This window comes from Cyanobium sp. ATX 6E8 (assembly GCF_024346335.1).
In the GTDB taxonomy this organism is placed as follows: domain Bacteria; phylum Cyanobacteriota; class Cyanobacteriia; order PCC-6307; family Cyanobiaceae; genus Cyanobium_A.
In genome coordinates, this window is the sequence record NZ_JAGQCT010000004.1 from 108598 (window position 1) to 132341 (window position 23744).

Annotated in this window: 25 protein-coding genes; 12 read left to right on the forward strand and 13 right to left on the reverse strand. The window is 67.5% G+C overall.

Annotated features, from left to right (window positions below):
• Positions 1-18 precede the first annotated feature (18 nt).
• Positions 19-399 carry a YidH family protein gene (locus tag KBY70_RS05470; RefSeq protein WP_094561065.1) on the reverse strand — a complete coding sequence of 127 codons (381 nt, stop codon included), beginning with the start codon at positions 397-399 and terminating at the stop codon, positions 19-21.
• Positions 400-581: 182 nt separating this feature from the next.
• Positions 582-1022, reverse strand: coding sequence for a Fur family transcriptional regulator (locus KBY70_RS05475; protein WP_254987703.1), 441 nt, complete (start codon positions 1020-1022; stop codon positions 582-584).
• A gap of 154 nt (positions 1023-1176) precedes the next feature.
• Here KBY70_RS05475 and KBY70_RS05480 point away from each other — a divergent pair, with 154 nt between their 5' ends.
• Positions 1177-2223 carry a methyltransferase domain-containing protein gene (locus KBY70_RS05480; RefSeq protein ID WP_254987704.1) on the forward strand — a complete coding sequence of 349 codons (1047 nt, stop codon included), beginning with the start codon at positions 1177-1179 and terminating at the stop codon, positions 2221-2223.
• Here KBY70_RS05480 and KBY70_RS05485 read toward each other — a convergent pair.
• From KBY70_RS05485 to KBY70_RS05500, 4 genes are read right to left on the reverse strand one after another with little or no spacing between them, the layout of a single operon-like run.
• On the reverse strand, positions 2206-3231 hold the full coding sequence (locus tag KBY70_RS05485) for a lysylphosphatidylglycerol synthase domain-containing protein (RefSeq protein ID WP_254987705.1): 1026 nt from the start codon (positions 3229-3231) through the stop codon (positions 2206-2208). The genes KBY70_RS05480 and KBY70_RS05485 overlap by 18 nt on opposite strands.
• Entirely contained in the window at positions 3231-4457 is a 1227-nt protein-coding gene (locus KBY70_RS05490) for a LarC family nickel insertion protein (RefSeq protein ID WP_094561059.1), read from the reverse strand. The genes KBY70_RS05485 and KBY70_RS05490 overlap by 1 nt, the downstream gene beginning before the upstream one ends.
• The gene (locus KBY70_RS05495) at positions 4458-5102 is read right to left on the reverse strand and encodes a hypothetical protein (protein WP_254987706.1); all 645 of its coding nucleotides are present in this window, start codon (positions 5100-5102) and stop codon (positions 4458-4460) included. It lies immediately after the preceding gene.
• Positions 5103-5153: 51 nt separating this feature from the next.
• Positions 5154-5918 carry a hypothetical protein gene (locus KBY70_RS05500; protein WP_254987707.1) on the reverse strand — a complete coding sequence of 255 codons (765 nt, stop codon included), beginning with the start codon at positions 5916-5918 and terminating at the stop codon, positions 5154-5156.
• A 71-nt stretch (positions 5919-5989) separates the two neighbouring features.
• Here KBY70_RS05500 and KBY70_RS05505 point away from each other — a divergent pair, with 71 nt between their 5' ends.
• On the forward strand, positions 5990-6829 hold the full coding sequence (locus KBY70_RS05505; protein ID WP_143592893.1) for a hypothetical protein: 840 nt from the start codon (positions 5990-5992) through the stop codon (positions 6827-6829).
• On the opposite strand, the gene KBY70_RS05510 is transcribed toward KBY70_RS05505, so the two are convergent.
• Complete coding sequence (locus KBY70_RS05510; protein ID WP_254987708.1) at positions 6759-7064, reverse strand: hypothetical protein; 306 nt, start codon at positions 7062-7064, stop codon at positions 6759-6761. The genes KBY70_RS05505 and KBY70_RS05510 overlap by 71 nt on opposite strands.
• Before the next feature lie 120 nt (positions 7065-7184).
• Between KBY70_RS05510 and xth the strand changes: the two genes are divergently transcribed.
• On the forward strand, positions 7185-8063 hold the full coding sequence (gene xth, locus KBY70_RS05515; RefSeq protein ID WP_254987709.1) for an exodeoxyribonuclease III: 879 nt from the start codon (positions 7185-7187) through the stop codon (positions 8061-8063).
• A 12-nt stretch (positions 8064-8075) separates the two neighbouring features.
• Here xth and KBY70_RS05520 read toward each other — a convergent pair whose 3' ends face one another.
• Positions 8076-9488 (reverse strand): FAD-linked oxidase C-terminal domain-containing protein, encoded by a 1413-nt coding sequence (locus KBY70_RS05520; protein ID WP_409996023.1) that lies wholly within the window; start codon positions 9486-9488, stop codon positions 8076-8078.
• Between the two features lie 141 nt (positions 9489-9629).
• Between KBY70_RS05520 and hemL the strand changes: the two genes are divergently transcribed.
• The 6 genes from hemL to KBY70_RS05550 are packed head-to-tail and all read left to right on the forward strand — an operon-like array spanning position 9630 to position 15553.
• Complete coding sequence (hemL, locus tag KBY70_RS05525; protein ID WP_254987710.1) at positions 9630-10946, forward strand: glutamate-1-semialdehyde 2,1-aminomutase; 1317 nt, start codon at positions 9630-9632, stop codon at positions 10944-10946.
• 1 nt (position 10947) lies between these two features.
• A complete protein-coding gene (locus KBY70_RS05530; RefSeq protein ID WP_254987711.1) occupies positions 10948-12195 on the forward strand; it encodes an ABC transporter substrate-binding protein in 1248 nt (415 codons plus the stop codon).
• Positions 12192-13133, forward strand: a complete 942-nt coding sequence (locus tag KBY70_RS05535) for a branched-chain amino acid ABC transporter permease (RefSeq protein ID WP_094561045.1) — start codon at positions 12192-12194, stop codon at positions 13131-13133. Before KBY70_RS05530 ends, KBY70_RS05535 begins: the two co-directional genes overlap by 4 nt.
• Positions 13134-13146: 13 nt before the next feature.
• Positions 13147-14061 (forward strand): branched-chain amino acid ABC transporter permease, encoded by a 915-nt coding sequence (locus KBY70_RS05540; protein ID WP_254987712.1) that lies wholly within the window; start codon positions 13147-13149, stop codon positions 14059-14061.
• The gene (locus KBY70_RS05545) at positions 14058-14837 is read left to right on the forward strand and encodes an ABC transporter ATP-binding protein (RefSeq protein WP_094561041.1); all 780 of its coding nucleotides are present in this window, start codon (positions 14058-14060) and stop codon (positions 14835-14837) included. Before KBY70_RS05540 ends, KBY70_RS05545 begins: the two co-directional genes overlap by 4 nt.
• Positions 14834-15553 (forward strand): ABC transporter ATP-binding protein, encoded by a 720-nt coding sequence (locus KBY70_RS05550; protein WP_254987713.1) that lies wholly within the window; start codon positions 14834-14836, stop codon positions 15551-15553. The genes KBY70_RS05545 and KBY70_RS05550 overlap by 4 nt, the downstream gene beginning before the upstream one ends.
• Positions 15554-15577: 24 nt before the next feature.
• Here the strand turns inward: KBY70_RS05550 and KBY70_RS05555 are convergent, their stop codons facing one another.
• A complete protein-coding gene (locus tag KBY70_RS05555) occupies positions 15578-15832 on the reverse strand; it encodes a Nif11-like leader peptide family natural product precursor (RefSeq protein ID WP_254987714.1) in 255 nt (84 codons plus the stop codon).
• Between the two features lie 80 nt (positions 15833-15912).
• On the opposite strand from KBY70_RS05555, the gene KBY70_RS05560 reads away from it, so the two are divergent.
• Complete coding sequence (locus KBY70_RS05560) at positions 15913-17283, forward strand: NAD(P)/FAD-dependent oxidoreductase (RefSeq protein WP_254987715.1); 1371 nt, start codon at positions 15913-15915, stop codon at positions 17281-17283.
• Here KBY70_RS05560 and KBY70_RS05565 read toward each other — a convergent pair.
• Genes KBY70_RS05565 through KBY70_RS05575 form a run of 3 tightly spaced genes read right to left on the reverse strand, consistent with a single transcriptional unit; the run spans position 17216 to position 19565 of the window.
• Positions 17216-18013: a potassium channel family protein gene (locus KBY70_RS05565; protein WP_254987716.1), complete on the reverse strand. Its 798-nt coding sequence runs from the start codon at positions 18011-18013 to the stop codon at positions 17216-17218. The genes KBY70_RS05560 and KBY70_RS05565 overlap by 68 nt on opposite strands.
• Positions 18013-18723, reverse strand: coding sequence for a hypothetical protein (locus tag KBY70_RS05570; protein ID WP_254987717.1), 711 nt, complete (start codon positions 18721-18723; stop codon positions 18013-18015). The genes KBY70_RS05565 and KBY70_RS05570 overlap by 1 nt, the downstream gene beginning before the upstream one ends.
• A gap of 26 nt (positions 18724-18749) precedes the next feature.
• The gene (locus KBY70_RS05575; RefSeq protein ID WP_094561031.1) at positions 18750-19565 is read right to left on the reverse strand and encodes an SDR family NAD(P)-dependent oxidoreductase; all 816 of its coding nucleotides are present in this window, start codon (positions 19563-19565) and stop codon (positions 18750-18752) included.
• A gap of 142 nt (positions 19566-19707) precedes the next feature.
• On the opposite strand from KBY70_RS05575, the gene KBY70_RS05580 reads away from it, so the two are divergent.
• Together KBY70_RS05580 and KBY70_RS05585 are read left to right on the forward strand one after the other, a co-directional pair.
• Positions 19708-20610: a DMT family transporter gene (locus KBY70_RS05580; RefSeq protein ID WP_254987719.1), complete on the forward strand. Its 903-nt coding sequence runs from the start codon at positions 19708-19710 to the stop codon at positions 20608-20610.
• A 26-nt stretch (positions 20611-20636) separates the two neighbouring features.
• Positions 20637-21614 carry a VOC family protein gene (locus KBY70_RS05585; RefSeq protein WP_254987720.1) on the forward strand — a complete coding sequence of 326 codons (978 nt, stop codon included), beginning with the start codon at positions 20637-20639 and terminating at the stop codon, positions 21612-21614.
• Here the strand turns inward: KBY70_RS05585 and KBY70_RS05590 are convergent.
• Positions 21611-23665 carry a glycogen debranching protein gene (locus KBY70_RS05590; protein WP_094561017.1) on the reverse strand — a complete coding sequence of 685 codons (2055 nt, stop codon included), beginning with the start codon at positions 23663-23665 and terminating at the stop codon, positions 21611-21613. The genes KBY70_RS05585 and KBY70_RS05590 overlap by 4 nt on opposite strands.
• Positions 23666-23744: the final 79 nt, after the last annotated feature.

Here is a 23744-nt window from a genome sequence, read left to right on the forward strand (position 1 = left end):
CGGCTGAAACGGGTGGACTCAGCTGTTGGAGCGCACCGTGATCAGCACGAGTGCCACCACACCGATCAGGGTGATAAGAACCGCGGTGGCCGCCGCCAGCTGAGGCTTGTTGCGGTAGACGTAGTCGTCGTGCTGGAGACGGCGCAATTCCCGGCGGTATTGCACCGTGGCGCCCGCCATTGACAGCACGCCGGTGATCATGAAAGCCGCCGCCACCAATTGCACGCCGCGTTCCACCTGAACGCCGTTGTCCGCCGTGGCGCGATCAATGGCGGCAATGATCTTGTCGAGACCGAACCCGAAACTGATCAACGACAGACAGGTGCGAATCCAAGCCATCAAGGTGCGCTCCGCCGCATCACGGTTGCGCTGCTTGGCCAGTTCGTTGGTGAGGTTCATCAGTGCCGCTCCGCCACGGCGCCGAGCAGGCGACTGGGATGGGCCCGCGGAGAACAACTGACCGATCCAGGCATTGCCGTGGATGCACGCAGGACCCTCAGGCTAAGGAGGGCGCCTGAGAGCGTCAGCCTCGCTGGCGCTTTTGCAAAGAGCTGCGCGCGGATCAGCGCGCACGCGCGGACCTATTCCTCCGCCGCACAACTGGGGCAGAGGGCCCGCACATTGAGCACACACTCCAGCAGGCGAAAACGATGGTGCACGGCGGCCTGTTCGCCGGCCTGGAGCACCTCGGCGTTCTCAAACTCTTCGGTGCGGCCGCAGCGCACACACACGAGGTGGTGATGGTCGCGGTGGGCATCGCTGGCGAGCTCAAAGCGACGCCCCCCCTCGGGCAGCTCCAATTCCTGCAACAACCCCATCGAGCTCAGCAGCCGCAGGGTGCGATACACGGTGGCCAGAGACACCCGCTCCTCACTGCGCAGCAGGCGCTGGTGCACCTCTTCGGCGCCCAGATGGCTGCCCTCACCGATGCGCTCAAACAGGGCCAGCACGCGCTGGCGCTGGGGGGTCAGCCGCTGGCCACGATCGTGGAGACTGTTGCGCAGGCTGGGTTCGGCGGGCAACGCAGCATCCTCAGGCTTCTCAACAATAAACACAGTTGCGAAGAGATGCCATGGGGTGCAGGGCCCGGGTGATGGCCCTCGATCGGGCCTGCGCCCTCCCCACTCCCCAACCGGCGCAGGCAGACTGAACCATTCCCACCGGTCGCGCGCCGCCATGCCCACCCAAGCCGCCGTTCAGGCCTATTACGGCCAGGAGCTGAGCTGCACGGCCGACCTCAAAACCAGCGCCTGTTGCGATGCCGATGCGGTGCCCGACTGGCTACGGCCCCTGCTGGCCCGCATCCACCCGGATGTGCTGGCCCGCTACTACGGCTGCGGGCTGATCTGTCCGCCGCTGCTGGAGGGCTGTCGCGTCCTCGACCTGGGGAGTGGTTCCGGCCGCGACGTCTACGCCCTGGCCCAGTTGGTGGGACCCTCCGGCTCGGTGGTGGGGGTCGACATGACCGCGGAGCAACTGGCGGTGGCCCGGGAGCACTTGGCCTTCCATGCCGAGCAATTCGGCTACGCCAATGTGTCGTTCCTCGAGGGCACCATCGAAGCGCTCGACCAGCTACCCCTGGAGCCTGGCAGTTTCGATGTGGTGGTGAGCAACTGTGTGCTCAACCTCTCCACCGACAAAGCCGCGGTGCTGCGGGGTGTCAAACGGCTGCTCAAGCCGGGCGGCGAGATGTATTTCTCCGACGTCTACGTGGATCGGCGCCTACCGGAGGCGGTGCGGCGCGATCCAGTGCTCTATGGCGAATGCCTCGGCGGCGCCCTCTACTGGAACGACTTTTTGCGCCTGGCCCGCGAGGCCGGCTTCATCGACCCGCGGCTGGTGGCCGATCGCGAGATCCAGATCACCGACCCGGCCCTGGCACCGCTGGTGGGCGAAGCCCGCTTCTTCTCGGCCACCTATCGCCTCTTTCACATCGCCGAGCTGGAAGATGCCTGCGAAGACCATGGCCAAGCGGTGATCTACCGGGGCACGATCCCCCATCACCCCCATCGCTTCGACCTCGATGGCCACCACGCCATCGAGACCGGGCGCGTGTTCCCGGTGTGCGGCAACACATTCCGGATGCTGCAGGCCATGCGCTTCGCCCCCCACTTCAGCTTCATCGGCGACTTCAGCCGCCACTACGGTCTGTTCCCCGGCTGTGGCAGCAGCCTGCCCTTCGGCACAACGGGCGACGGGCAGGCCTCAGGGAGCTGTTGCTGAGCTCTGGGGCAGCCGCGGCCGATCCAGCCGGGCCGTGAGCGCCGCCAACAGATCGGCGAGCGTCACCACCAGCCGGTAGCTGATCGCGATCGCCAGCAGGGGCGCCTCAGGAATCGCAAAACCCAGGCGCAGCAGCAGCACCGCCTCAAACACCCCAAGGCCGCCGGGGGCCCCGGGCACCACCAGTCCGGCGGTCCAGGCCACCGCGAAACCCGCGAGCCAGCCGCCCCAGCCGAGGCTGTAGGAGAGGTCGAAGGCCTGCACGCAGCAGGCGAAACCGGCAAAGCGCAGCAGCACAAAGCCCAGCTGCACCAGCAGGAGGGGCCAGGGATAGGCGCGAATGGGTGGTGCCCCTGCGGCGGTTTCGCTGTCCATCCCCAGCTCCGGTGCCCTGCGGCGCTCCAGGCGGCTGAGCACCGGGTTGAGCCAGCGGGGCATGAGCAGCGCCAGAGGCAGCCAACAGAGCAGGGCCAGGCCGTGTTGCCAGCCGCCAGCTGCCACCAGCGCCAAGGCCGCCACCGCCGCCACGAGGGGATCGAGCAGCACCGCCGCCAGGGCCAGCCCCCCCGGGGCAGGCGCCTGCAACGGGGCCTCAGCGCTGCGCAGCAGCTGCACCCGGCTGGTGAGGTGCCAAATGCCACCGGGCAAATACTTGCGCAGGTTGGTGTCGAGGTAGGCGCGCACCAGCTCTGGCCAACGGGGGCGCTGCCCCAGCCAGCGCAGCACCACCCCCAGGGCCAGCCCGTTGGCAGCCAGGCTCAGCAGGCTGACGCCCACGCCGAGCAGCAGCCACAGCCATCCCTGGCCGTCGAGGCTGAGCTGGAGCAGCTGGCGGCCGTGGCCCGCCAGGGCCGCCAACAGGAACCCGAAGCTCAGCAAGCTGATCCACAGCTTTACGCCCCCGGGAACAGGTGGCAGGGCCCCCAACCAACCCGCCAGTCCGGCAGCCAGACGCGCCAGCCCACCCCGGCAGCGCTGAACCAGAGCGTGGAACGAAGGCGGAAGCATCAAGGCTGGGGAGGGGGGAGGGAGTCGAGGGCCGATTGCACCATGGCCCGCACCTGATCGATCCCCAGTGTGTGCTGGCGCGCCAGGGCGACCAGGTCGTCGTGTTCTGCTTTGCTGCGCCAGCGCCCATCGGGCAGCTGGGCCTGCTTGACCCGCACCGGCCCCAGGGGCGTGGCCAACTCCAGACTGCGGCGCTGCAGCGCCCAGCGGCTCTGCAGCTGCTCCCGCACCCCCAGGGTGGTGCTGTGCCGCCACCACACCGCCCGCAACCCCTCAGCCCGCTCCGGTGGCACCAGGGCCGTGAGCAGCTGAGCCGCCCGCCCCTTCTTCATGGCGATCGGCTGGCTGAACACCTCCACAGCCCCGCCCCGACGCAGCTCTTCGCTCAGGAAGGCGAGATCTTCGGGCGTGGCGTCGTCGATCTGGGCCTGCTGCAGGAGCACGGTTTCAAGCTGGGGGGTGCTCTGGTGCTGGTGGGTACTGGAATCAAACCTGCCGCCATCGGCCAGGCTGAGCCGCAGCAGGTTGGGGCGGTTCAAGGTCCTTGAGCCCAGCCCCACCCCCACCTGACGGGGCACATGGGTCGGGGGCTGGCCAAAGCGCGTGGCCCAGCAGGCCGCCAGGGCAAGGCCCGTGGGGGTGGTGAGTTCCCCGGGGGGAAAGCCCCTGGCCGAAGCCAAAGGAATCGCCCGCAAGCGGGCCAGCTCCAGCACGGCAGGCGCCGGCAGGGGCAGGGTGCCGTGGGCGGTAGCCACCTCGCCGTGGCCCGCCGGCGGCGGGCTGCACACCAGCTCTCCCACGCCGAAGTGCAGCAGGCCAGCACACACGCCCACCACGTCCACCAGGGCATCGAGGGCTCCCACCTCGTGAAAGTGCACCTGCTCGGGGCTATGGCCATGCACCGCCGCCTCTGCCGCCGCCAGCAAACCAAACACCTCCAGCACCCGCTGCTTCAGCGGCACCGGCCAGGGGGCCGCCTGCAGCTGACCGCGCAGCTCGCCCCAATGGCGATGGGGCGGCTGCGGCTCCAGGCTCACCACCGCCAGGTGCAAACCGCGCAGGCCTCCGCTGCGGCGCTCCTCCTGCTCCAGCCGATAGGCCTCGGCCAGGCCCAGGGCCGCCAGGGGACGATGGATCTCCGCCTCGGGCAGCCCCAGATCCAGCAGGGCCGCCAGCAGCATGTTGCCGGCCAGACCGGTGGGCGCATCCAGCAGCGCCAGCGTCATTCAGGCCTCTCCGGCCTGGGGGCGCCCTAGCCGCGGGGCCAGGGCCAGCAGGGCTTCGGCCTCCGCCTGCAACTCCACCTGGAGGCTCCGCAGGTGCTGCTCCACCTCACGGCGGGCCCGGCGCTGTTCCCGTTGGGCCGACTCCACATCGTGGCCGGAGAGGCCCCAGAGCCGGCCCAGCAGGGCGCGATCGTCGGAGCCGCCAACGCTCTGGCCATAGATCAGCTGCTCGGCCACCATGCCCGCCTGCAGCACCCGGCTCCAGCGGCGCAGCTCTTCAGGGGGCAACTTGGCGTGGGCCGGCGGCTCCAGCTCGGTGCTGCCGCTGGTGTTGAGGCCGGCGCGCAGGCAAGCCAAGGAACCCACCAGCACCTGCCGCACTGGCATCGCCTCCTGCCGTGCCACCAACAGGTGGCCGGCCTCATGAATGGCAATCCGCCGCAGCCTCGCCTGCCCCCCCGGCAGGGCCTCGGCCAGCACATGGCCGCCACGGCCGCCGAAGCGGGCTGCATCCAGGGTGAGGCCGCCCATGCCGACGGCGACCACTCCGGTGATCAGCCAGGGCGACAGCCCCAGGGCCGGCCCCAGGATGGCCGCCAAACTCACCAGGGCCACGGCGAGGCCAGCCGCCAGGGGTTTGGTCATGGCTGGTTGCTCATGACTGGTGGGTTGTGGTTGGCGGCCCCGATCGTTCACCTAGGGCGCCGGCCGGCTGACGGCACTGTTGCGCTGCCCGCCGGTGTGACCACCACCCTGGCTGGCCGCGGGGGGACGCCCCTTGCCACCTTTGCCACCCTTGTTGGCCGAGCCCCCATCGCGGCGCCCCTTGCCACCCCGGTTGCCCCGCTGGGCCACCGGACCGATCACCTCAAAGCTCTCCATCTGGAGCAGCTGACCCTGACGGCGCAGGTTGAGGGCCACGAAGTGGCGCAGGTGCTCCAGGGGCAGCTCCCCCTTGAGTTGCAGCTTGAAGGGCACCGGCTTGCTGCCATCGGGGCGGGGCATCACCCGCACCTTCACCACCAGGTCGCCGGTTTCGGGCCGGGTGTAAATCAGCTCGCCCCTCACCGAGAAGTAGTCGTCGCCTTCCGGCAGGGCATCGGCAGCGCTCTCGGTTGCGACTGGCTTCGTCGAAGCCACCTCCTCAGCAGGCGCCTCGGTCTCCTCGCCGGCAGCCAGGGTGCTGGGCTCCCAGACACCCACCATTTGCAGGTGCAGCCCCTCCTCCTCGCGAGAGCGGGGATACACCACCCACAGATGGGGTTCCTCCAGGTTGAGATGGCGCCGCATCAGGGTGAGCAGGCGGCCCAGCACAACAGCCTCAAGCTCGGTGCCATCCGCAGTGCGAATCACCCCGCGGGTGAGCTGCTCAGCGTCGGTCGGCACGTACACGCCACGCACCACGCCAATGGCCCGGTACTGCGTGGGTTCGGTGACCGGAGAAATCGGGTGTTGGCGCATGAGCCCAACATTAATTGGCCCTAGGTCGAGGGACGCGGGGCAGACTGAACATCCCCGCATCCCCTGCGCCGATGCCGCCCGCTCCTGACCGCTCCGGCATCTGGATAGGGGCGGCCGCAGCCGGATTCGGAGCCCTGTGCATCGCCGGTGGCTGGTGGTTGGGCCAGCTGCAAAGCGGAGCCACTGGAATCGATGCCAGCCGCCAGGGCTTGGAGCGCCAGGCTTCCGGGCTGCAGCAGCGCCTCGACCAGGGCGAGGCCAGCGAGGCCGAGCAGCAGCGCCTGCTGGAGCTGCTGGTGGCCCTCAACCGCAAGGCGGAAGCCACGGCGCTGCTGGAGCAGCTGGCCGATCAGCGACCCCAGCAGTGGTCGCTGCGGTTGTTGTTGGCGGAACTACGCCGCGACCAACAGGACCGCAGCGGCGCCGAACGGGAGGTGCGGCAACTGCTCAATCTGCGGCCCGACCAGATCGAAGGCCTGCAATTGATGGCCCTGCTGCAGCTGGAAACCGGGCGGGGCGCCCAGGCCCAGAGCCAGCTGGAGGCCGCCCTGACGCGGGCCAGCAAACCCCAACTCAAACCAGAGGCCCTGCCCATCGGCCTGCTGCTGGCCAACGTGCTGCACAAGCGCAGCCAACCCAGCCAGGCCGAATCCCTGCTGCTGAAGCTGGCGGCGAGCTTTCCGACCGACCAGCGCCCGCTGCTGGCGCGGGCCATGCTGCAGCAGGAACGGGGCGACACCAAGGGCGCCCAGGAGTCGTTGGCCCTGGCCCGGGCCCGCAAGCCTGGCCCCAGCGACCCGCAGCTGGATCAGGTGGCCGCCGCCTGGGGCCTGGCGCCACTCAAGGCCCCTTCACCGTCGCTGCCGGCGAAGCCGACGCCGGCGGCGACGGCTGGGAGTGAAAATCCCTAAGGGCGGCATCCACCGCATCACCCGGCTGGGTGGCGTCGTCCATGGCCGTGGCCCGACGCAGCTTGTTCATCAGGTCGATCGGATTGGCAGAATCCAGCACCGATCCACCCCGAGCGGGGCCGGTGCCGTAATCGAGCTCCCGTTGCTGCTGGGGGCTGCTGATGGTTTGGCCGTAGCCCTTCTCCTGGGCCAGGGCGGATTCAGCTCCGGTGACCAGCAAAACGCTGGCTCCCAAAAGGCTTGCAGTGGAAAATCCCAAAACCGTGCCGATCAAAACAGGGAAGCGCACAGCAGGCATGGTGGGCACCTCTCCGGCTTGCTCGGATACTCATCCTAGTTGCGCCTCTTCAGGCCCATGCGGATCGCCACTTGGAACGTCAACTCCGTGCGCACCCGCCTGGATCAGGTGCTGGCCTGGTTGGAGCAGGAACGGCCCGACGTGCTCTGCCTGCAGGAAACCAAGGTGACCGATGAGCTGTTTCCCCAGCAGGCCTTCGAGGCCCTGGGCTACAGCGCGGCAATCAGCGGCCAGAAGGCCTACAACGGCGTCGCCATCCTCAGCCGCCTGCCCCTCGAGAACGTGCAGATCGGCTTGGACGCCCTGTTGCCCAACGACCCGGAGGCCCCGGGGCTGAGCGAGCAGAAACGGGTGATCAGTGCCCTGATCGACGGCATCCGGGTTCTGAATCTCTATGTGCCCAACGGCAGCTCCCTCACCAGCGAGAAATACGCCTACAAGCTGGAGTGGCTGGCCTGCCTGCAGCGCTATCTAGACGCACAGGACCAGCAGGGCGATCCGCTCTGCATGGTGGGCGACTTCAACATCGGCCCCGAGGCCCGCGACATTCACGATCCCGATCGACTCAGCGGCGGCATCATGGCCAGCGACGCCGAGCGCACGGCCCTGCAGGCGGCGCTGGGTGAGCGGCTCAGCGACGTGTTCCGGGTGTTCGAGCCCGAGAGCGGCCACTGGAGCTGGTGGGACTACCGCACCGGCGCCTGGGACCGGGACCGGGGCTGGCGGATCGACCACATCTACCTCTCCGAGGAGCTGATGGACTGCGCCACCGGCTGCGTAATCCACAAGGCCACCCGGGGCAACGAACAACCCAGCGACCACGCGCCGGTGGTGGTCAACCTGGTGTGGCCACCCGAAGACGACGAGGGCGACGAAGACGACAACGACAACGACAACGACAACGAAAACGAAAACGAAAACGACAACGCGCTCTAGCGGCGGCGGCGCTCAGAACACCGGCAGGTGAGCCAGGGCCTCGTCGGCGCTGCGTCGCCGTGCCGACTCGCCGCAGCTGCGGGGAGTGGGGAAGATCTTGCCGGGGTTGGCCAAGCCGTGCGGATCAAAGGCCAGGCGCACCAGCTTCATGGTGGCCAGGTCGTCGGGGCTATACATCCAGTCGAGATAGCAGCGTTTATCGGCACCCACGCCGTGCTCGCCGGTGATGCTGCCGCCGGCATCCACGCACAGCCGCAGGATTGCGGCGCCGAGGGCCTGCACCCGCTCCTGAATGCCGGGCTCCTGGCTCGAATAGAGGATCAGCGGGTGGAGGTTGCCGTCGCCGGCATGGAACACGTTGGCCACCGGCAATCCGTGGCTGGCGCTGAGCTCCTCGATTGCCGCCAGCACCCGGGGCAGGGCGCTGCGGGGTACGACGCCGTCCTGGAGGTAGTAGCTGGGAAAGCGGCGCCCTAGGGCGGAGATCGCCGACTTGCGGCCCTTCCACAGCAGGGCCCGCTCCTGCTCATCGGTGGCCTGGCGCACGGTGCGGGCCCCCGCCTGGTGACAGAGCTCGGTGGCCAGCTCCACCGCCGCCGTCACCTCCCGCTCCTGCCCGTCCAGCTCGATCAGCAGCAGCGCCGCCGCATCACGGGGGTATTCATCCACACCGAAGTAATCGTTCACCGCCTCAATCGTGAGGCGATCCATCATTTCCATGCCCGCGGGCAACATCCCTGCCGCGGTGACCAGTCGCACCGCTTCTCCGGCCGCTTCCATGCTGGTGAAATCGGCGAGCAGCACCGCCACGCTCTGGGGAGCCCGCAGCAGCCGCAGGGTGATCGCCGTGGCGATACCCAGGGTGCCCTCACTACCGATGAAGGCACCGCGCAGGTCGAGCTCGGGGGTTTCGTCGAGCGCGCTGCCCAGGGTGGTGACGCTGCCATCGGGCAACACCACCTCCAGCTCCAGCACGTGGTTGCTGGTGACGCCGTACTTGAGGCAGTGCACGCCGCCGGAATTTTCAGCCACGTTGCCGCCGATGCTGCAGGCCACCTGGCTGGAGGGGTCAGGGGCGTAATAGAAGCCATCGCCGGCCACCGCCCGCGTCACCCAGCTGTTGATCACGCCGGGCTGCACCGTGATGCGGCGGTTGACGAGATCCAGCGCCAGCACCTGGCGCATGCGGCTGGTGACAATCACCAGGGCCTCGGTTTCAGCCACGGCGCCGCCGGAAAGGCCGGTGCCGCTGCCCCGGGCCACAAACGGCACCTCCTGCTGGTGGCAGAGCCGCACCACAGCAGCCACCTGATCTGTCGTCTCCGGAAGCACCACCAGGCGCGGCTGGTGGCGGGTCAGGGTGAGGCCGTCGCAGTCGTAGGCCAGCAGCTCCTGGCGGGCCGACACCACGGCACGGGAGGGCAACAACCGCCGCAGGTGCCGCTCCAGCTCTGGCCAGTTGACGCTCAGGAGATCCGTAGCAAGCCCCCTGAACTTACCGAGGAAGCACAGGGGCCGGTTTTAGGTCAGGATGGTTGGCGGTTTTCACCCTCCGCGGATCCCGCCTTGACCTCGGCTCCTGTTTCGGCTCCTGTGCATCTCACCACCCGGTCCCAGGAACTCTTCAGTGCTGCCCAGAAGCTGATGCCAGGCGGCGTGAGCTCACCGGTGCGGGCCTTCCGCTCCGTGGGCGGTCAGCCGATCGTGTTTGACCGGGTCAAGGGTGCCTACGCCTGGGACGTGGACGGCAACCGCTACATCGACTACATCGGCAGCTGGGGGCCCGCCATCTGCGGCCATGCCCACCCTGAGGTGATCGCCGCCCTGCATGCCGCCCTCGACAAGGGCACCAGCTTCGGCGCCCCCTGCGAGCTGGAGAACACCCTTGCCGCCATGGTGATCGACGCGGTGCCGTCGGTGGAGATGGTGCGCTTCGTGAACAGCGGCACCGAAGCCTGCATGTCGGTGCTGCGTCTGATGCGCGCTTTCACCGGCCGCGAAAAGATCATCAAGTTCGAGGGCTGCTACCACGGCCACGCCGACATGTTCCTGGTGAAGGCTGGCTCCGGGGTGGCCACCCTGGGCCTGCCGGATTCGCCGGGCGTGCCGCGCACCACCGCCGCCAGCACCCTCACGGCCCCCTACAACGACCTCGAAGCGGTCAAGCAGCTGTTCGCTGAGAACCCCGGTGAGATCGCCGGCGTGATCCTCGAGCCCGTGGTGGGCAACGCCGGCTTCATCACCCCCGAGCCAGGCTTCCTGGAGGGCATCCGGGAGCTCACCAAAGACAACGGCGCCCTGCTGGTGTTCGACGAGGTGATGACCGGTTTCCGCATCAGTTACGGCGGCGCCCAGGCCAAGTTTGGGATCACCCCTGATCTCACCACGATGGGCAAGGTGATCGGTGGCGGCCTGCCGGTGGGCGCCTACGGCGGCCGGGCCGACATCATGAGCATGGTGGCCCCGGCCGGCCCGATGTATCAGGCCGGCACCCTGAGCGGCAACCCCCTGGCCATGACCGCCGGCATCAAAACCCTGGAACTGCTCAAGCAGCCCGGCACCTACGAGCGCCTCGACGCGATCACCAAGCGTCTGATCGCCGGAATCCTCGAGGCCGCCAGCAGCGCCGGCCTGCCGATCACCGGCGGGTCGATCAGCGCCATGTTTGGCTTCTTCCTGTGCGAGGGCCCGGTGCACAACTTCGAAGACGCCAAGGCCGCCGACACAGCCCGCTTCGGCAAGCTGCACCGCGCCATGCTCGAGCGCGGCGTGTATCTGGCCCCCAGCGCCTTCGAGGCCGGCTTCACCTCCCTGGCCCACTCCGACGAAGACATCGACGCCACGATTGCAGCCTTCCGGGAGTGCTTCGCGGCGGTTGCGTGAGATGCAGGGCCGCCAGCGCGGAGCCCTGAGGCTGGCAACCCTACTGGCCGCCGGCATCGGCGCCCTCGCCTGGCTGGGCCGCAACACCGATCCAGCCGCCAAGCCCCTGCCCGCAGGCCCGCTCACCCTCGGGGCCGCCATTGCCTTCACCGGCAACGCCAACCTCTACGGCCAGGACCAGCGCATGGGTCTGGCCGTGGCCGAGCGCTGGGCCCAGCAGGCTGAAGCCCCTTCGCGACCGGTGCAGCTGCAACTGGAGGACGGTGCCTCCGATGAGCCCAGCGCCATTGCCGCCTTCAACCTGCTGATCCGCAAGGGGGTGATCGCCCTGATCGGTCCCACCCTCTCCCAGCAGGCCTTCGCGGCCGATCCAATCGCCCAGCGCCAGGGGGTGCCGGTGGTAGCCCCCTCCAACACCGCCCAAGGGATCCCCGAGATCGGCCATTTCATTAGCCGCGTGTCGGCCCAGAGCTCGGTGATCGCGCCGCTCTCGCTGGATGAGGCCCTGCGCCGCGACCCCAGCATCAAGCGCGTGGCGGTGTTCTACGCCCAGGACGACGCCTACAGCACCGCCGAGGTGGCCATCTTCCAGAAAGCCCTCGCCGCCCGCGGGCTCACCCCTGTGACAGTGCAGCGCACCCAGCTGGCCGACAACGACTTCCAGACACCGATCACCTCCGCTCTGCCGCTGAAGCCCCAGCTGGTGGTGCTGTCAGTGCAGGCGGTGGCCGGCGGCAACCTGATCCGCCAGCTGCGCGAGCTGGGCTACCGCGGCCAGATCGTGGTGGGCAACGGCCTCAACACGCCGAACATCTATCCGATCTGTCAGCGCTGGTGCGACGGCATCCTGATCGCCCAGGCCTACAGCCCCGAGCTCAACACGCCGATCAACCGCCGCTTCCTGCAACTCTTTCAACAAGCCCACGGCGATCGGCCTCCGCCGCAGATCACCGCCCAGGCCTTTGCCGCCTACCAGGTGCTGTTTGAAGCCATCCAGCGGCTGGAGCGCAAAGGCGGGCTCACGGGCGTGACCCTCGGCCAGGCCCGCGCCAACCTGATGACCGAACTGCTCAACGGCACCTACGACACGCCACTGGGCCCGATCGGCTTCAGCCCCGAGGGTGAGGTGTTGCAGGATCGCTTTTATGTGGCCGAAGTGCGCATGGCCCCCGGCGGCCGCGACGGGCGCTTTGCCCTGGTGCGCGAGCGCACACTCACGGAAATCCAAGGGCAGGAGAGCAAGCCGTGATCGAAGCCCTGCTGCAACTCTTGCTCAACGGCGCTGCCAGCGGTGGCGTGTATGCCCTGGTGGCCCTGGGCTACACGCTGGTGTTCTCGGTGCTCGGGGTGATCAACTTCGCCCAGGGCGCCCTGTTTTCCGTGGGGGGCTATCTCACGTTTTTATTGATGGGCGGCAAGATCGGCGTCAACGGCGCCCTGCCGGGCTGGGGGTTGCCGAGCGGGTTGCCCTTCTGGTTGGCGCTGCTGCTGGCGGCGGCTGGCTCGGGCCTGATCGGCCTGCTGGTGGAGCAGGTGGCCTTCGCGCCGCTGCGACGCCGCAACGCCGAGCCCCTGCTGGCCCTGATCACCAGCCTCGGCGCTGGCGTGGTGCTGGTGAACCTGCTGCAACTGCTGATGGGGGCCGAGGGCTACGCCTTCCCCCAGAGCACCGATGCCCTGGCCGGGCTGCCGGATGTGCTGGTGATCGGCGGCGCCCGCATCCGCACCATCCAGCTGTTGCTGCTGCTGATCTCCGCCGCCGCCGTGCTCGTGCTCAGCCTCTGGCTGGAGCGCAGCAAGGGCGGCCGAGCCCTGCGGGCCGTGGCGGAAGACGCCACAACCGCCCAGCTGCTCGGCATCCCCAGCGCGGCGATGGTGCGGCTGGCGTTCTTTCTCAGTGGTGCTCTGGCGGGGCTGGGCGGCGGCCTGATCGGCGTGAGCGTGAGCCTGCCGGGCCCCTACTTCGGCATCAGCTACGGACTCAAGGGGCTGGCGGTGCTGGTGCTGGGCGGGCTGGGCAGCGTGCCCGGCGCGATCGCCGGCGGGCTGCTGATGGGCCTAGCAGAAGCGCTGGTGCCCAGTGCGGCCTCCGGTTGGCGCGATGCCCTGGCCTTCGCGATTCTGTTTGCGGTGCTGCTGCTGCGCCCCAGCGGTCTGCTGGGCCGCCGCACGGTGGAGAAGGTGTGAGGAGGGCCGCCCCGTGATCGACAACGGCCTGCTGGTGCAGATGCTGCTGGGCGCCCTGCTCAGCCTTTCGGTGTACCTGCCGCTGGCGGCAGGGCAGCTGTCGCTGGCCACGCCAGCCTTCTATGCGGTGGGCGGCACCCTGGCGGCTCTGCTCTCCACCCGCTGGAGCGCCCTCGGGGCCACCGCCTCTGGCGGGTTTCCGGTGCCCTCGTTGCTGCTGGAGCTGGTGCTGGGGGGCCTGCTGGCCGGGCTGCTGGCCCTGCTGGTGGGGCGACTGGTGCTGCGGCTGCAGGGGATCTACCTGGCCATTGCCACCATCGCCCTGGTGGAGATCGTGAGGGTGGCGATCCTGAATCTGCCCTTCACCGGCGGAGCGGTGGGGATCTTCGCCATCCCCCAGCCCTTCGCCACCGCCGCCGGCTACCTGCTGCCGGCCCTGGCCCTGCTGGCGCTGGCGGGCTGGCTCTGCCAGCGGCTGGAGGGGATGCCCCTGGGCCGTGCCATGGCCGCCATCCGCGACGACGAACTGGCCGCCCGCTGCATGGGCATCGACACCACCCGGGTGAAGCTCACCGCCTTCGTGCTCAGCGCTGTGCTGGCCGGCAGCACCGGCGCCCTGGCCGCCCACTTCCTCAACACCTGGAATGCCCGCCAGGGCTCCTTCGACGCCAGCATCACCACCTTGGCCTTTGTGATCCTGGGCGGCTCGCGCACCTGGCTGGGCCCGGTGGTGGGCGGCCTGCTGCTCACGGCCCTGCCGGAGCTGCTGCGGCCCGTGGGCGATGTGCGCCTGGTGCTGTTCGGCCTGGTGATCCTGCTGGGGCCGGTGCTGGCCCCCCAAGGGCTGATCACCCCGGGGCTGCTGGAGCGGCTGGGCCGCTGGGGCGAGCGCCGTGGTGGTAGCCCAGCCGAGGAGGTCAAACCATGAGCCAGCCACTGCTGGAGGTGATGGATCTGAGCCGCCGCTTCGGCGGCCTGCTGGCCCTCGATCGGGTGAACTTCGCCGTGCAACCCGGTGAGATCTTTGGACTGATCGGCCCCAACGGCGCCGGCAAAACCACCCTGTTCAATCTGATCTCGGGCGTCACACCGCCCAGCAGTGGCGCGGTGCTCTGGCGCGGCGGCGCCATCACCGGCCAAGCGCCCCATCGACTCAACCGCCTGGGCCTGGCCCGCACCTTCCAGAACCTGCGCCTGTTCGAGGGCCTCTCGGTGCTGGACAACCTGCTGGTGGCCCTGCAGCGCCGCCCGCGCAGCAGCGTCATCGGGGGGGTGCTCAACAGTGCCAACCACCAGCACGCCGAACGCCAGCGGCTGGACACGGCCTGGCAGCTGTTGGAGGAGCTCGGGCTCAGCGCCCTGGCCGAACGGCAGGCGGGCACCCTGGCCTATGGCGATCGGCGCCGGCTGGAGATGGCCCGGGCCCTCGCCACGCGCCCCGAGTTGCTGCTGCTCGATGAGCCCGCCGCCGGCCTCAACCCCGCCGAAAAAGACCAGCTCTGCGAGCTGATCGGCGCGCTGCGCCAGCGCCACCAGCTCACCGTGATGATCATTGAGCACCACGTGCCGCTGCTGATGCGCCTGTGCGACCGCCTGGCCGTGCTGGATTTCGGCGTGCGGATTGCCCTGGGCACGCCCGCGGAGGTGCGCCGCGACCCCCAGGTGATCGAGGCATACCTCGGCACTGGAGGCAGTGCCTCATGAGCACGCCGCTGCTGCAACTGCGGGGCTTGCGCGTGCGCTACGGCAGCGTGCAGGCCCTCAGCGGCATCGATCTGACCGTGCACCAGGGCGAGCTGGTGACCCTGCTGGGCTCCAACGGCGCCGGCAAGAGCACCACCCTGCGGGCCATCTCGGCCCTGGTGCCGGCCAGCGCAGGGCAGATCCTCTGGCGCGGCGCTTCACTGGCGGGGGTGCCCGCCCATCGCCTGCTGAAGCTGGGCATCGGCCACTGCCCCGAGGGCCGGCGGGTGCTCGGCCGTCAAAGCGTGGCCGACAACCTGATCCTGGGCGCCTACCTCCGCCGTGATCGCGCCGGCATCGCCGCCGACCTGGAGCGCTGCTACGGCCTGTTCCCGCGGCTGGCAGAGCGCCGCCAGCAGCTGGCCGGAGCCCTCTCCGGCGGCGAACAGCAGATGCTGGCGATTGCCCGGGCGCTGATGGGCCGGCCCGCGCTGCTGATGCTGGATGAACCCAGCCTGGGGCTCGCACCCAAGCTGGTGGGCGAGGTGATGCAGGTGCTGGCACAACTCCACCAGGACGGCCTCACCCTGCTGCTGGTGGAGCAGAACGCCCAGGCGGCCCTGGAGATCGCCGACCGAGGCTATGTGCTCGAAGCCGGCCAGCTGACCCTGGAGGGGCCCGCGCGCGAATTGCTGGCCAACCCGAGCCTCAGAGCGGCCTACCTGGGCGCGCCGTAAAGGTCGCGCCCAAGCAGGTTGTCGTCACTCGTTATCGCTGACACCAAAGCAATGCATCAGCGCATCGCCCCAGCTGTTGATCCCGGCGAGCTCATGGTCCTTGGCGCTGCCCAGGGCCTTGGCGTGCTCGCGCAGCAGCACGGTTTTGTCGATGGCGTGGCCATGCTCCGAGGCGAGGGCAACGATGTCATCAACCCCGGCAGCGGCATGCAGCTTGTCGCGCAGGGCGACGTCATCAGCCACGCGGGCCACAAAAGCCTGGATCGATGCAACAGACATGTCGGTGTCCACAATCAGCCCACCTCTAGCAGGCCAAACCGGCCCGGGATCGATACCTTGAAGCCACTGTTTTGGGAATGATGGCCCGCGAACGCTTCTTCCTGGAACTCGAGCCCCCCGATCAGAGGCTGAAAACCCTTCCCCATGTGGTGATCGTGGGCGGCGGCTTCGCCGGGCTCAAGGCCTGCCACGCCCTGATCAATCAACCGGTGCGGGTCACCCTGGTTGACAAGCGCAACTTCAACCTGTTCCAGCCGCTGCTCTACCAGGTGGCCACAGGGCTGGTGTCAGAGGGCGACGTGGCCTCGCCGCTGCGCCAAATGGTGGGCCAGGCCCCGAATGTGCAGGTGCTGCTGGGTGAGGTCAAGGAAATCGACACCCAGGCGAACCAGATTGTCTTCAACGACCGCCAACTGGCCTACGACCACCTGATCCTGGCGGCGGGCTCCGGCAGCAGCTACTTCGGCCACGACGAGTGGCGCGAGTCGGCGCCGCCGATGAAGATCCTCGAGCACGCCGATGAGATCCGCCGCCGGGTGCTGCTGGCCCTCGAAGAAGCCGAGCAAACCCCCGATCCGGCCCGGCGGGCCTTTCTGCAATCGGCCGTCGTCGTGGGGGGCGGGCCCTCGGGCTGCGAACTCTCCGGCTCCCTGATGGAGCTGATGGCCCATGCCCTGGGCCGCGACTTCAAGCAGCTGGATCCTCGCCTGTGCAAGGTCACCCTGGTGGACCCGGGCGACCGGGTGCTGCGGGCCATGGACCCCAGCCTGTCGGCAGCCGCCGGCAGCTACCTGCAGTCGGCCGGGGTGGAGCTGCTGCTGGGCGGGCGGGTGCAAACGATCGAGGCCGGCAAGGTGGTGGTGAACACCGCCGACGGCCCCCGCAACCTGGAGGCCGCCACCATCTGCTGGACCGCCGGCGTGCGGGCCTCCCATCTGGGCCAGGTGCTGGCCGATGCCAGCGGTTGCACCGTCGACAGGGGCGGCCGTGTGCTGGTGGAGCCCGACTTCTCGGTGCCGAGCCATCCGGAAATCCGGGTGATCGGCGACCTCTGCGCCTACAGCCACACAGCTGACGGCAAACCTCTACCCGGCATGGCCGGGCCCGCCGTGCAGATGGGTGGCTGGGTGGCAGCCGACATCGTGGCCCAGATCCAGGGCCGCTCCCACAAGGCGTTTGCGTTCACCGATTTCGGCACGATGGCGGTGCTTGGTCCACTCCATGCCGTCGCCGACCTCCGCGGCCTCAAGGTGAGCGGCCTACCGGGCTGGATTCTCTGGGGCCTGGCCCACCTGATGTTCATGCCCGCCAATGAAAATCGATTGACCCTGCTCACCAAATGGTTGTGGGCGATCGCCACCCGTCAAAGGGCCTCGATGCTGATCACGGGCCGTCCGAATCAGCACCTGAACGTGGAGGTGGGGCTGGAGCACCTGCCGACCGCCCCTTGACCCGTTCCTGCTCCGTCTCACTCTGCAGCGTGTAGCGGCTGATCAACAGACCCATCACGATCGCCAGATACAGCGGGCCACAGATGCTGAGCGCCACACTCGCCATCTGGGCCGGTGGGGTGCCTGGAATGATGTCGCCGTAGCCAACGGTGGTGAGGCTGACGAACGCGAAGTAGTGGATCCGGGTGAAGTCGAGGCTCCACACCTGCAGCCCCGCGGCATTCAGAGGCAGCTGACTGAGCACCAGCTCCCGCCCTCCTTGCGACTCGTTAAGAAAACTGCCCGGCGCCACCGTTTCCATCACGCCAAACAGCAACCCACCACTAATACCGAGCAACAGGTAGCCCGCCACCGCACCCGACAGCACGGGCATGCCGATGCGGGTTTCCTGGGCCAGGCAGATCAGCAGCCGTTTGAGGCTCCAAAAGATGAAGAGCGTGATCACCAGCAACACCGGAAATCCAACGAACGCAAAGGTGGTGGGGCTGGCCATCCAGATGAGCTGAAAGACAATCCCGGCCAGGCCGCTCCAGCGGTAGAGGGTGTCGCTCCAGTGGCGCCGGGTTTGGTGTGGGCGAACGGGCTGGCCCAATTCAACGGCCAACAGCCCGATCAGCACGGCCGTACCGGACAGCGCCAGACGGCGGAACGGATAGGGCAACGGCATGGAGGCCATCACCAGCAGGGACACCACAAACACATGGCGATAAAAGCGGTGGCGGCGCCGCATCAGGCCCTCCAGCGGAAACGTCCAAGAATCAGGCCAATCAAAATGGCCACATAGAGCTGGCCCACCACGGTGATCACTGTGGTCACCACCTGACCGGCCACATGGCTGGTCTTGAGCACCGTGGTGCCGATGGTGGTGAGCATGGTGAAGGAGGCCGCCATCAGCGCTGGGGCTACCGCCACGTTCGCCCCCGACGACGGCAGTACCGGCGGCAGGGACGTGAGGTCGAACGTAGCCGGATGCAGCACCCACAGGGCCGTGAGCAGCAGCCCCCCCGCCAGCCCCACCAGCAGATAGCCCGATGCTGCCCCCATCACCACCGACACCGTCACAAACGGCTCGCGGATCAGGGTCTTGACCTTGCGGATCACCGCGAGCAACAGAAAGACCAGCCACACGATGACGTGGGGGATGGTGAGCGCACGGCCCAGCAGCGGCATCCCATTCAGGGCGACATGCCAGACCACTTCAAGAGCGATCGCCAGTCCACCGAGGCCATAGATCAGCGGACGGGTTTTGCGCAGCGGTGAATAACGGCTCACAAACACCATCAACACCAACGCCAGCAGGATCAACATCGCTGACAGCAGCCAGAGATGATCCTGCGCCAGTGGCAACAGCAGCAGCAGGGCCACCTCCACCGCCAGGGTGATCAGATAGCCCCGATGCCGGTTGCGCAGTCGCGAGATGTCGGCTCGTGTCAGGCGCATCCTGACCTCTCCGGTTCAGCGGCAGCTCACAGACCCGGGCTGCTCTGCATGATGCCGCCGTCGGCGAAGATCGTGGTGGCCGTGATGTAGCTGGCGGCATCGCTGGCCAGGAAACCCACCACCCGAGCGATCTCCTCGGGCTGGGCCATCCGCCCCAAGGGAATGGCCGCATCGAGCTTGGCCAGCAACTCCGGATTGTTCATGGTGGAGTCGTTGATCGGCGTGGCCACGGCGCCGGGGCCCACATTCACCATCGTGATGCCATGGGAAGCCAGTTCCAGCGCGGCGGTACGCGTCAGCATGCGCACCCCTCCCTTGGCACAGCAATAAGGAGTGTTCTCCGGCATGGGCCAGTCCTCGTGCACCGAGGAGATGTTGATGATCCGGCCGCCGCCGCCTTGGGCAATCATCTGCTTGGCGGCGTACTGACAGGCAAAGAAGACACCGCGCAAATTGACGTTAAGTACCTTGTCGAAATCATCGGGTGTGGTGTTGAGGATCGAGGTGCGGGTCTCGACGCCGGCATTGTTCACCATCACATCGAGGCGGCCGTATTTGTCGACTGCCGCCTGCACCAGCCGCTGCAAATCATCCAGGTTCGACACATCAGCCTGAACGCCAAAGCTGCTGCCCCCATAGCTGCCGATTTCGCGCTCCAGCCCCTCTGTCGCCTCTGGATGGGAGCGGTAGTCGATCACCACCTTGGCGCCGAGTTCAGCCAGGTTTTCCACGATCGCCTTGCCGATGCCGCTGTTGCCACCGGTCACGATGGCCACCTTGCCCTGCAGGAAAGTGGAGAGGCTCTGGCCAGCCAGGGGATTGGTGCTGGAGCTGGCAGTCATGGAAGGAATCGGTGGAATGGTTGCAGGGTAAGCAGCTCGGCGCGCTCGCGCCGCAGGCTGCAACACCTTCAGCACCAAGGGCCTCTCGATGGCCGCAACCAAAACTGCCCCCTAACCTGAGCGCCTCCGATGGGCGACTGACATGGCGCGCGCTCAAGGAGCTGCGATCCCCGAGGGCTTGATGCGCGAGGGGTCGATGCTCAAAGGCTCCATGCTGCTGGTGGCAGCCTTTTTGGCCAACACCCTGCAGAGCGCCTTCTCTAGGGCGGTGGGGTCGGGCATGGATGCGCTGATGTTCACCTGGCTCACCTTCCTGTTCGCCTTGATCCTGCTGGTGCCCGTGCTGATGGCACGGCGCGGACGCGATCTGCCCACCGATGCTCTCCCCCTGCATCTGCTGCGCGGTGGCACAGGCATGGGCGGATTTTTGCTGTTCATGACGGCCGCCAAGCTCGTGAACCTGGTGAACGCCAATGTGTTGCTCAACACCACACCGCTCTTCATTCCGCTGCTGGCCTGGCTGGTGCTCAAGCAACACATCCCCCGAAACCTCTGGATCGCTCTGGCGGTGGGCTTTGCCGGCATGGTGATCGTCGTCAAACCGAATGCCAGCGTTCTCGATCAACCTGGAGATCTGCTGGGGCTTGCCGCAGGACTCGTTTGTGCCGTGGAGTTCCTCACGGTCAAGGAACTCAATCGCAGCGAATCGCCACTCACGCAGTTGTGGTACTTCCTAACGATCGGAACAGTGATCTCCAGCATCGCCATGGTGGGGCACTTTCACGCCATCAGCCTTGGCCAGGGACTGCTGGTTCTGGCTTCCGCCGCCTGCCTCCTGAGCTTTCAGGTCCTCTTGATCAAGGCTTATCGCTTTGCCGATCCAAGTTCCATCGGAGCCTTTCAGTATTCCTCCGTCATCTTTGCCGGGCTGATCGGATGGATCTGGTTCCAGCAGATTCCCACTCTCAGTGTTGTTTTAGGCACATTATTCATCTGCCTTGGCGGCGTGCTCAGCATCGTCAGGCAAGCCCCCGCGACCCCCTGAACTCTCGCCCGCCGCCCGTCCTGCTGATGGCCCTTCCGCACCTGCTCCACATTGGCTTCACCACAGCCAACGCTGAAAGGGCTGCCGATTTCTTCGAAACCAACCTGGGCTTCAGGCGTAGCGAAAGCCTGCTGGTGGAAGCAGGCCCCTATGCCCAGCTGGTGGGCCTGCCCGGCTCGCGGTTGAAGCTGGTGCAACTGCACCTGGGCGACGCCACCCTCGAGCTCACCGAGGTGCTGAGCCTGGGCGACGGCCTGCGGCCTGGGCGCCCGATTCCGGCCGATTCCCGCAGCTGCGACCTCTGGTTTCAACACATCTGCATCGTGGTGAGCGATCTGGACGCCGCCAGCGCCAAGGCGCGCCAGGCGATTGCCAACGGCTCCCTGGTGGAGGTGTCCACCGCCCCCCAGACCCTGCCGGCGTGGAACACCGCCGCCGCCGGCATCCAGGCCTTCAAGTTTCGCGATCCGGAGGGGCACAACCTGGAGCTGCTGCAGTTTCCCCCCGATAAGGGCGAGGCCCGCTGGCATGCCCCCCCGCCAGCCAGCGCCCCCTTCCTGGGGATCGACCACAGCGCTCTCTCTGTGGCCGACACCCCGCGCAGCTGCCGCTTCTACGACACGCTGCTGGGCCTGAAGCTGGGCGGCGATGGAGTGAACAGCGGCCCCACCCAGGATGGGCTCGATGGCCTTCAGGACACCCGGGTGCGCATCACAGGCCACCGCTGCCCCACGGGCGCCGGCGTGGAATGCCTCAATTACCAGCCCCCCAACAGCGGCAGACCCAGGCCCGCGGATCAGGGGGCCCAGGACCTGGCCCACTGGCAGATCCGCCTGCGGGTTGCCGATCTGGATCGCATCGCCACAGCCGCGGAGGCCTTCGGAGGCCAGGTGCTCCATGGCGGCGTGATTGCGCTGGGCGACCAGGCCGCCTTGGTAGGCAGCGAGCGCGCCCTGCAGCTGGCCGACCCCGATGGCCACCAGCTGCAAGTGATCCAGGGTTAGGCCGGTAACTCCACCACCAGCACCCGAATCGAGCGGGGGGCTACCTCGCAGTGATCCCCAACCACGGGCGGGCCGTCGCCCCAGCCCACAACATCGCCAGGGCTCGGCTGGGCCGTGTCGATCCAGTGGCGCCAAGGCTGGGAACCAGCATCGGCGGGGGGCAGCCCAAAGTCCAGCGGTTCCCACCAGGCATTGGCCATCAGATGCCGGCGGTAGCGATGGCAACTGCTGGTGATGGTGACCGCAAAGGAACGGGAAGCATCGCTCCAGTCGGGCTGACCCGGCACCACCCCATGCCAGGTCACCTGGTTGCGCAGGAGCAGATCCTCGAGCAACAGCTCCTGCCCCTCGAGCACAACATCACGACGGCTCCGGAAGGCGATCAACTGCTGCACGAAGCGCCGCAGATCTCCATGGCGCTCCACCAGGCTCCAGTCGAACCAACTGATCGGGGCGTCCTGGCAGTAGGCGTTGTTGTTGCCCTGCTGGCTGCGGCACACCTCATCCCCCATGCCCAGCATCGGGGTGCCATCCGCCAGCAACAACAGGGTGAAGAAGTTGCGCATCTGCCGCTGGCGCAGGGCCAGCACATCCGGATCCTGCGTCAGCCCTTCAACGCCACAGTTCCAGCTGGCGTTATCGCTACTACCATCACGATTGGCCTCGCCGTTGGCTTCGTTGTGTTTGGCGTTGAAACTCACCAGATCCGCCAGGGTGAAGCCGTCGTGGCAGGTGATGAAGTTGACGCTGGTCTCCGCCCGGCGATGCTCATAGCCGTAGATGTCGGGACTGCCGATCAACCGCTGGCTGACCTGGGGCACCATTCCCCCATCGCCCTTGAGGAACCGGCGCACATCATCCCGGAAGCGTCCATTCCACTCCTGCCAGTTGTCGCCAACGAAGCGACCCACCTGATAGAGCCCGGCCGCATCCCAGGCCTCGGCGATCAACTTGATGCCGGCTAACACCGGATCGGTGTCGATATCCCAGAGAATCGGCGGCAACGGTGAGGGCTGACCGGTTTCGTCGCGGGCGAGCACCGAAGCCAGATCGAAACGGAATCCATCCACATGCATGTGTTCCACCCAATAGCGCAGGCTGTGGCGGATCAGCCTCCGCACCACCGGATTGTTGGCGTTGAGGGTGTTGCCGCAGCCGGTGTAGTCGGCATAACGGCTGGGATCTTGATCCAGCAGGTAGTAATCGGCATTGGCAATCCCCCGATAGCTGAAGGTGCGGCCGGTTTCATTACCCTCAGCCGTGTGGTTGAACACCACATCGAGAATCACCTCGATGCCGGCGCGGTGCAACGCCTTCACCAGATCCCGAAACTCGTCGAGGGGGCCCAGGGGATCGCAGCGGGTGCTGTAGCCGTGATGGGGCACAAAGAAGGAGATCGGCTGGTAACCCCAGTAGTTGGGCAGCCCCGCTGGCGCGTCGTGGACATCGAACTGGAACACCGGCAACAGCTCCACCGCCGTGATGCCCAGCTCCTGCAGATAGGGAATCTTGTCGATCAGACCGGCATAGGTACCGGCCTTCGGCGCGGCCACTCCCGAGCTGGGATCAGCCGTGAAGCCCCGCACATGCAACTCGTAGATCACCGTTTCCCGGGCCGGACGGCGCAGGGGCTGGTCCCCCTCCCAGTCGTAGCCATCGGGATCGACCACCACACTTTTCATGGCACCGGCGGAGTCGCTCGGCATCGCCAGAGCTAATCCGTAGGGATCGATCAGCAGCAGGGAGGGATCAAAGCGCAAACCCCGCGATGGATCCTGGGGGCCATGCACGCGGTAGCCGTACACCTGGCCCGGTTGCAGCCCCGGCAGCCAGGCATGCCAGTAGTGGGAGGTGCGGTGCTGCTCTCCTTCAAGCTGCACCACCACAGCCGGCTCATCATCGTCCGGGCGATCAAACAAACACAGCTCCACCAGGGTCGCGTCCTTGGCATAGAGGCTGAAGTTGACGCCGCCATCACCCGGCGTGGCCCCGAGCGGAGCGCTGGATCCAGGGGCAGGCGTGCATCGGGCAGGGGGCGCGGAAATCACCATGGGTGCTGCCGGCACGACCGGATCTGGAGCCTGTGACGATCATGGCCAGGGTTGACTGAACTGGGTACGTTGAGCCCAC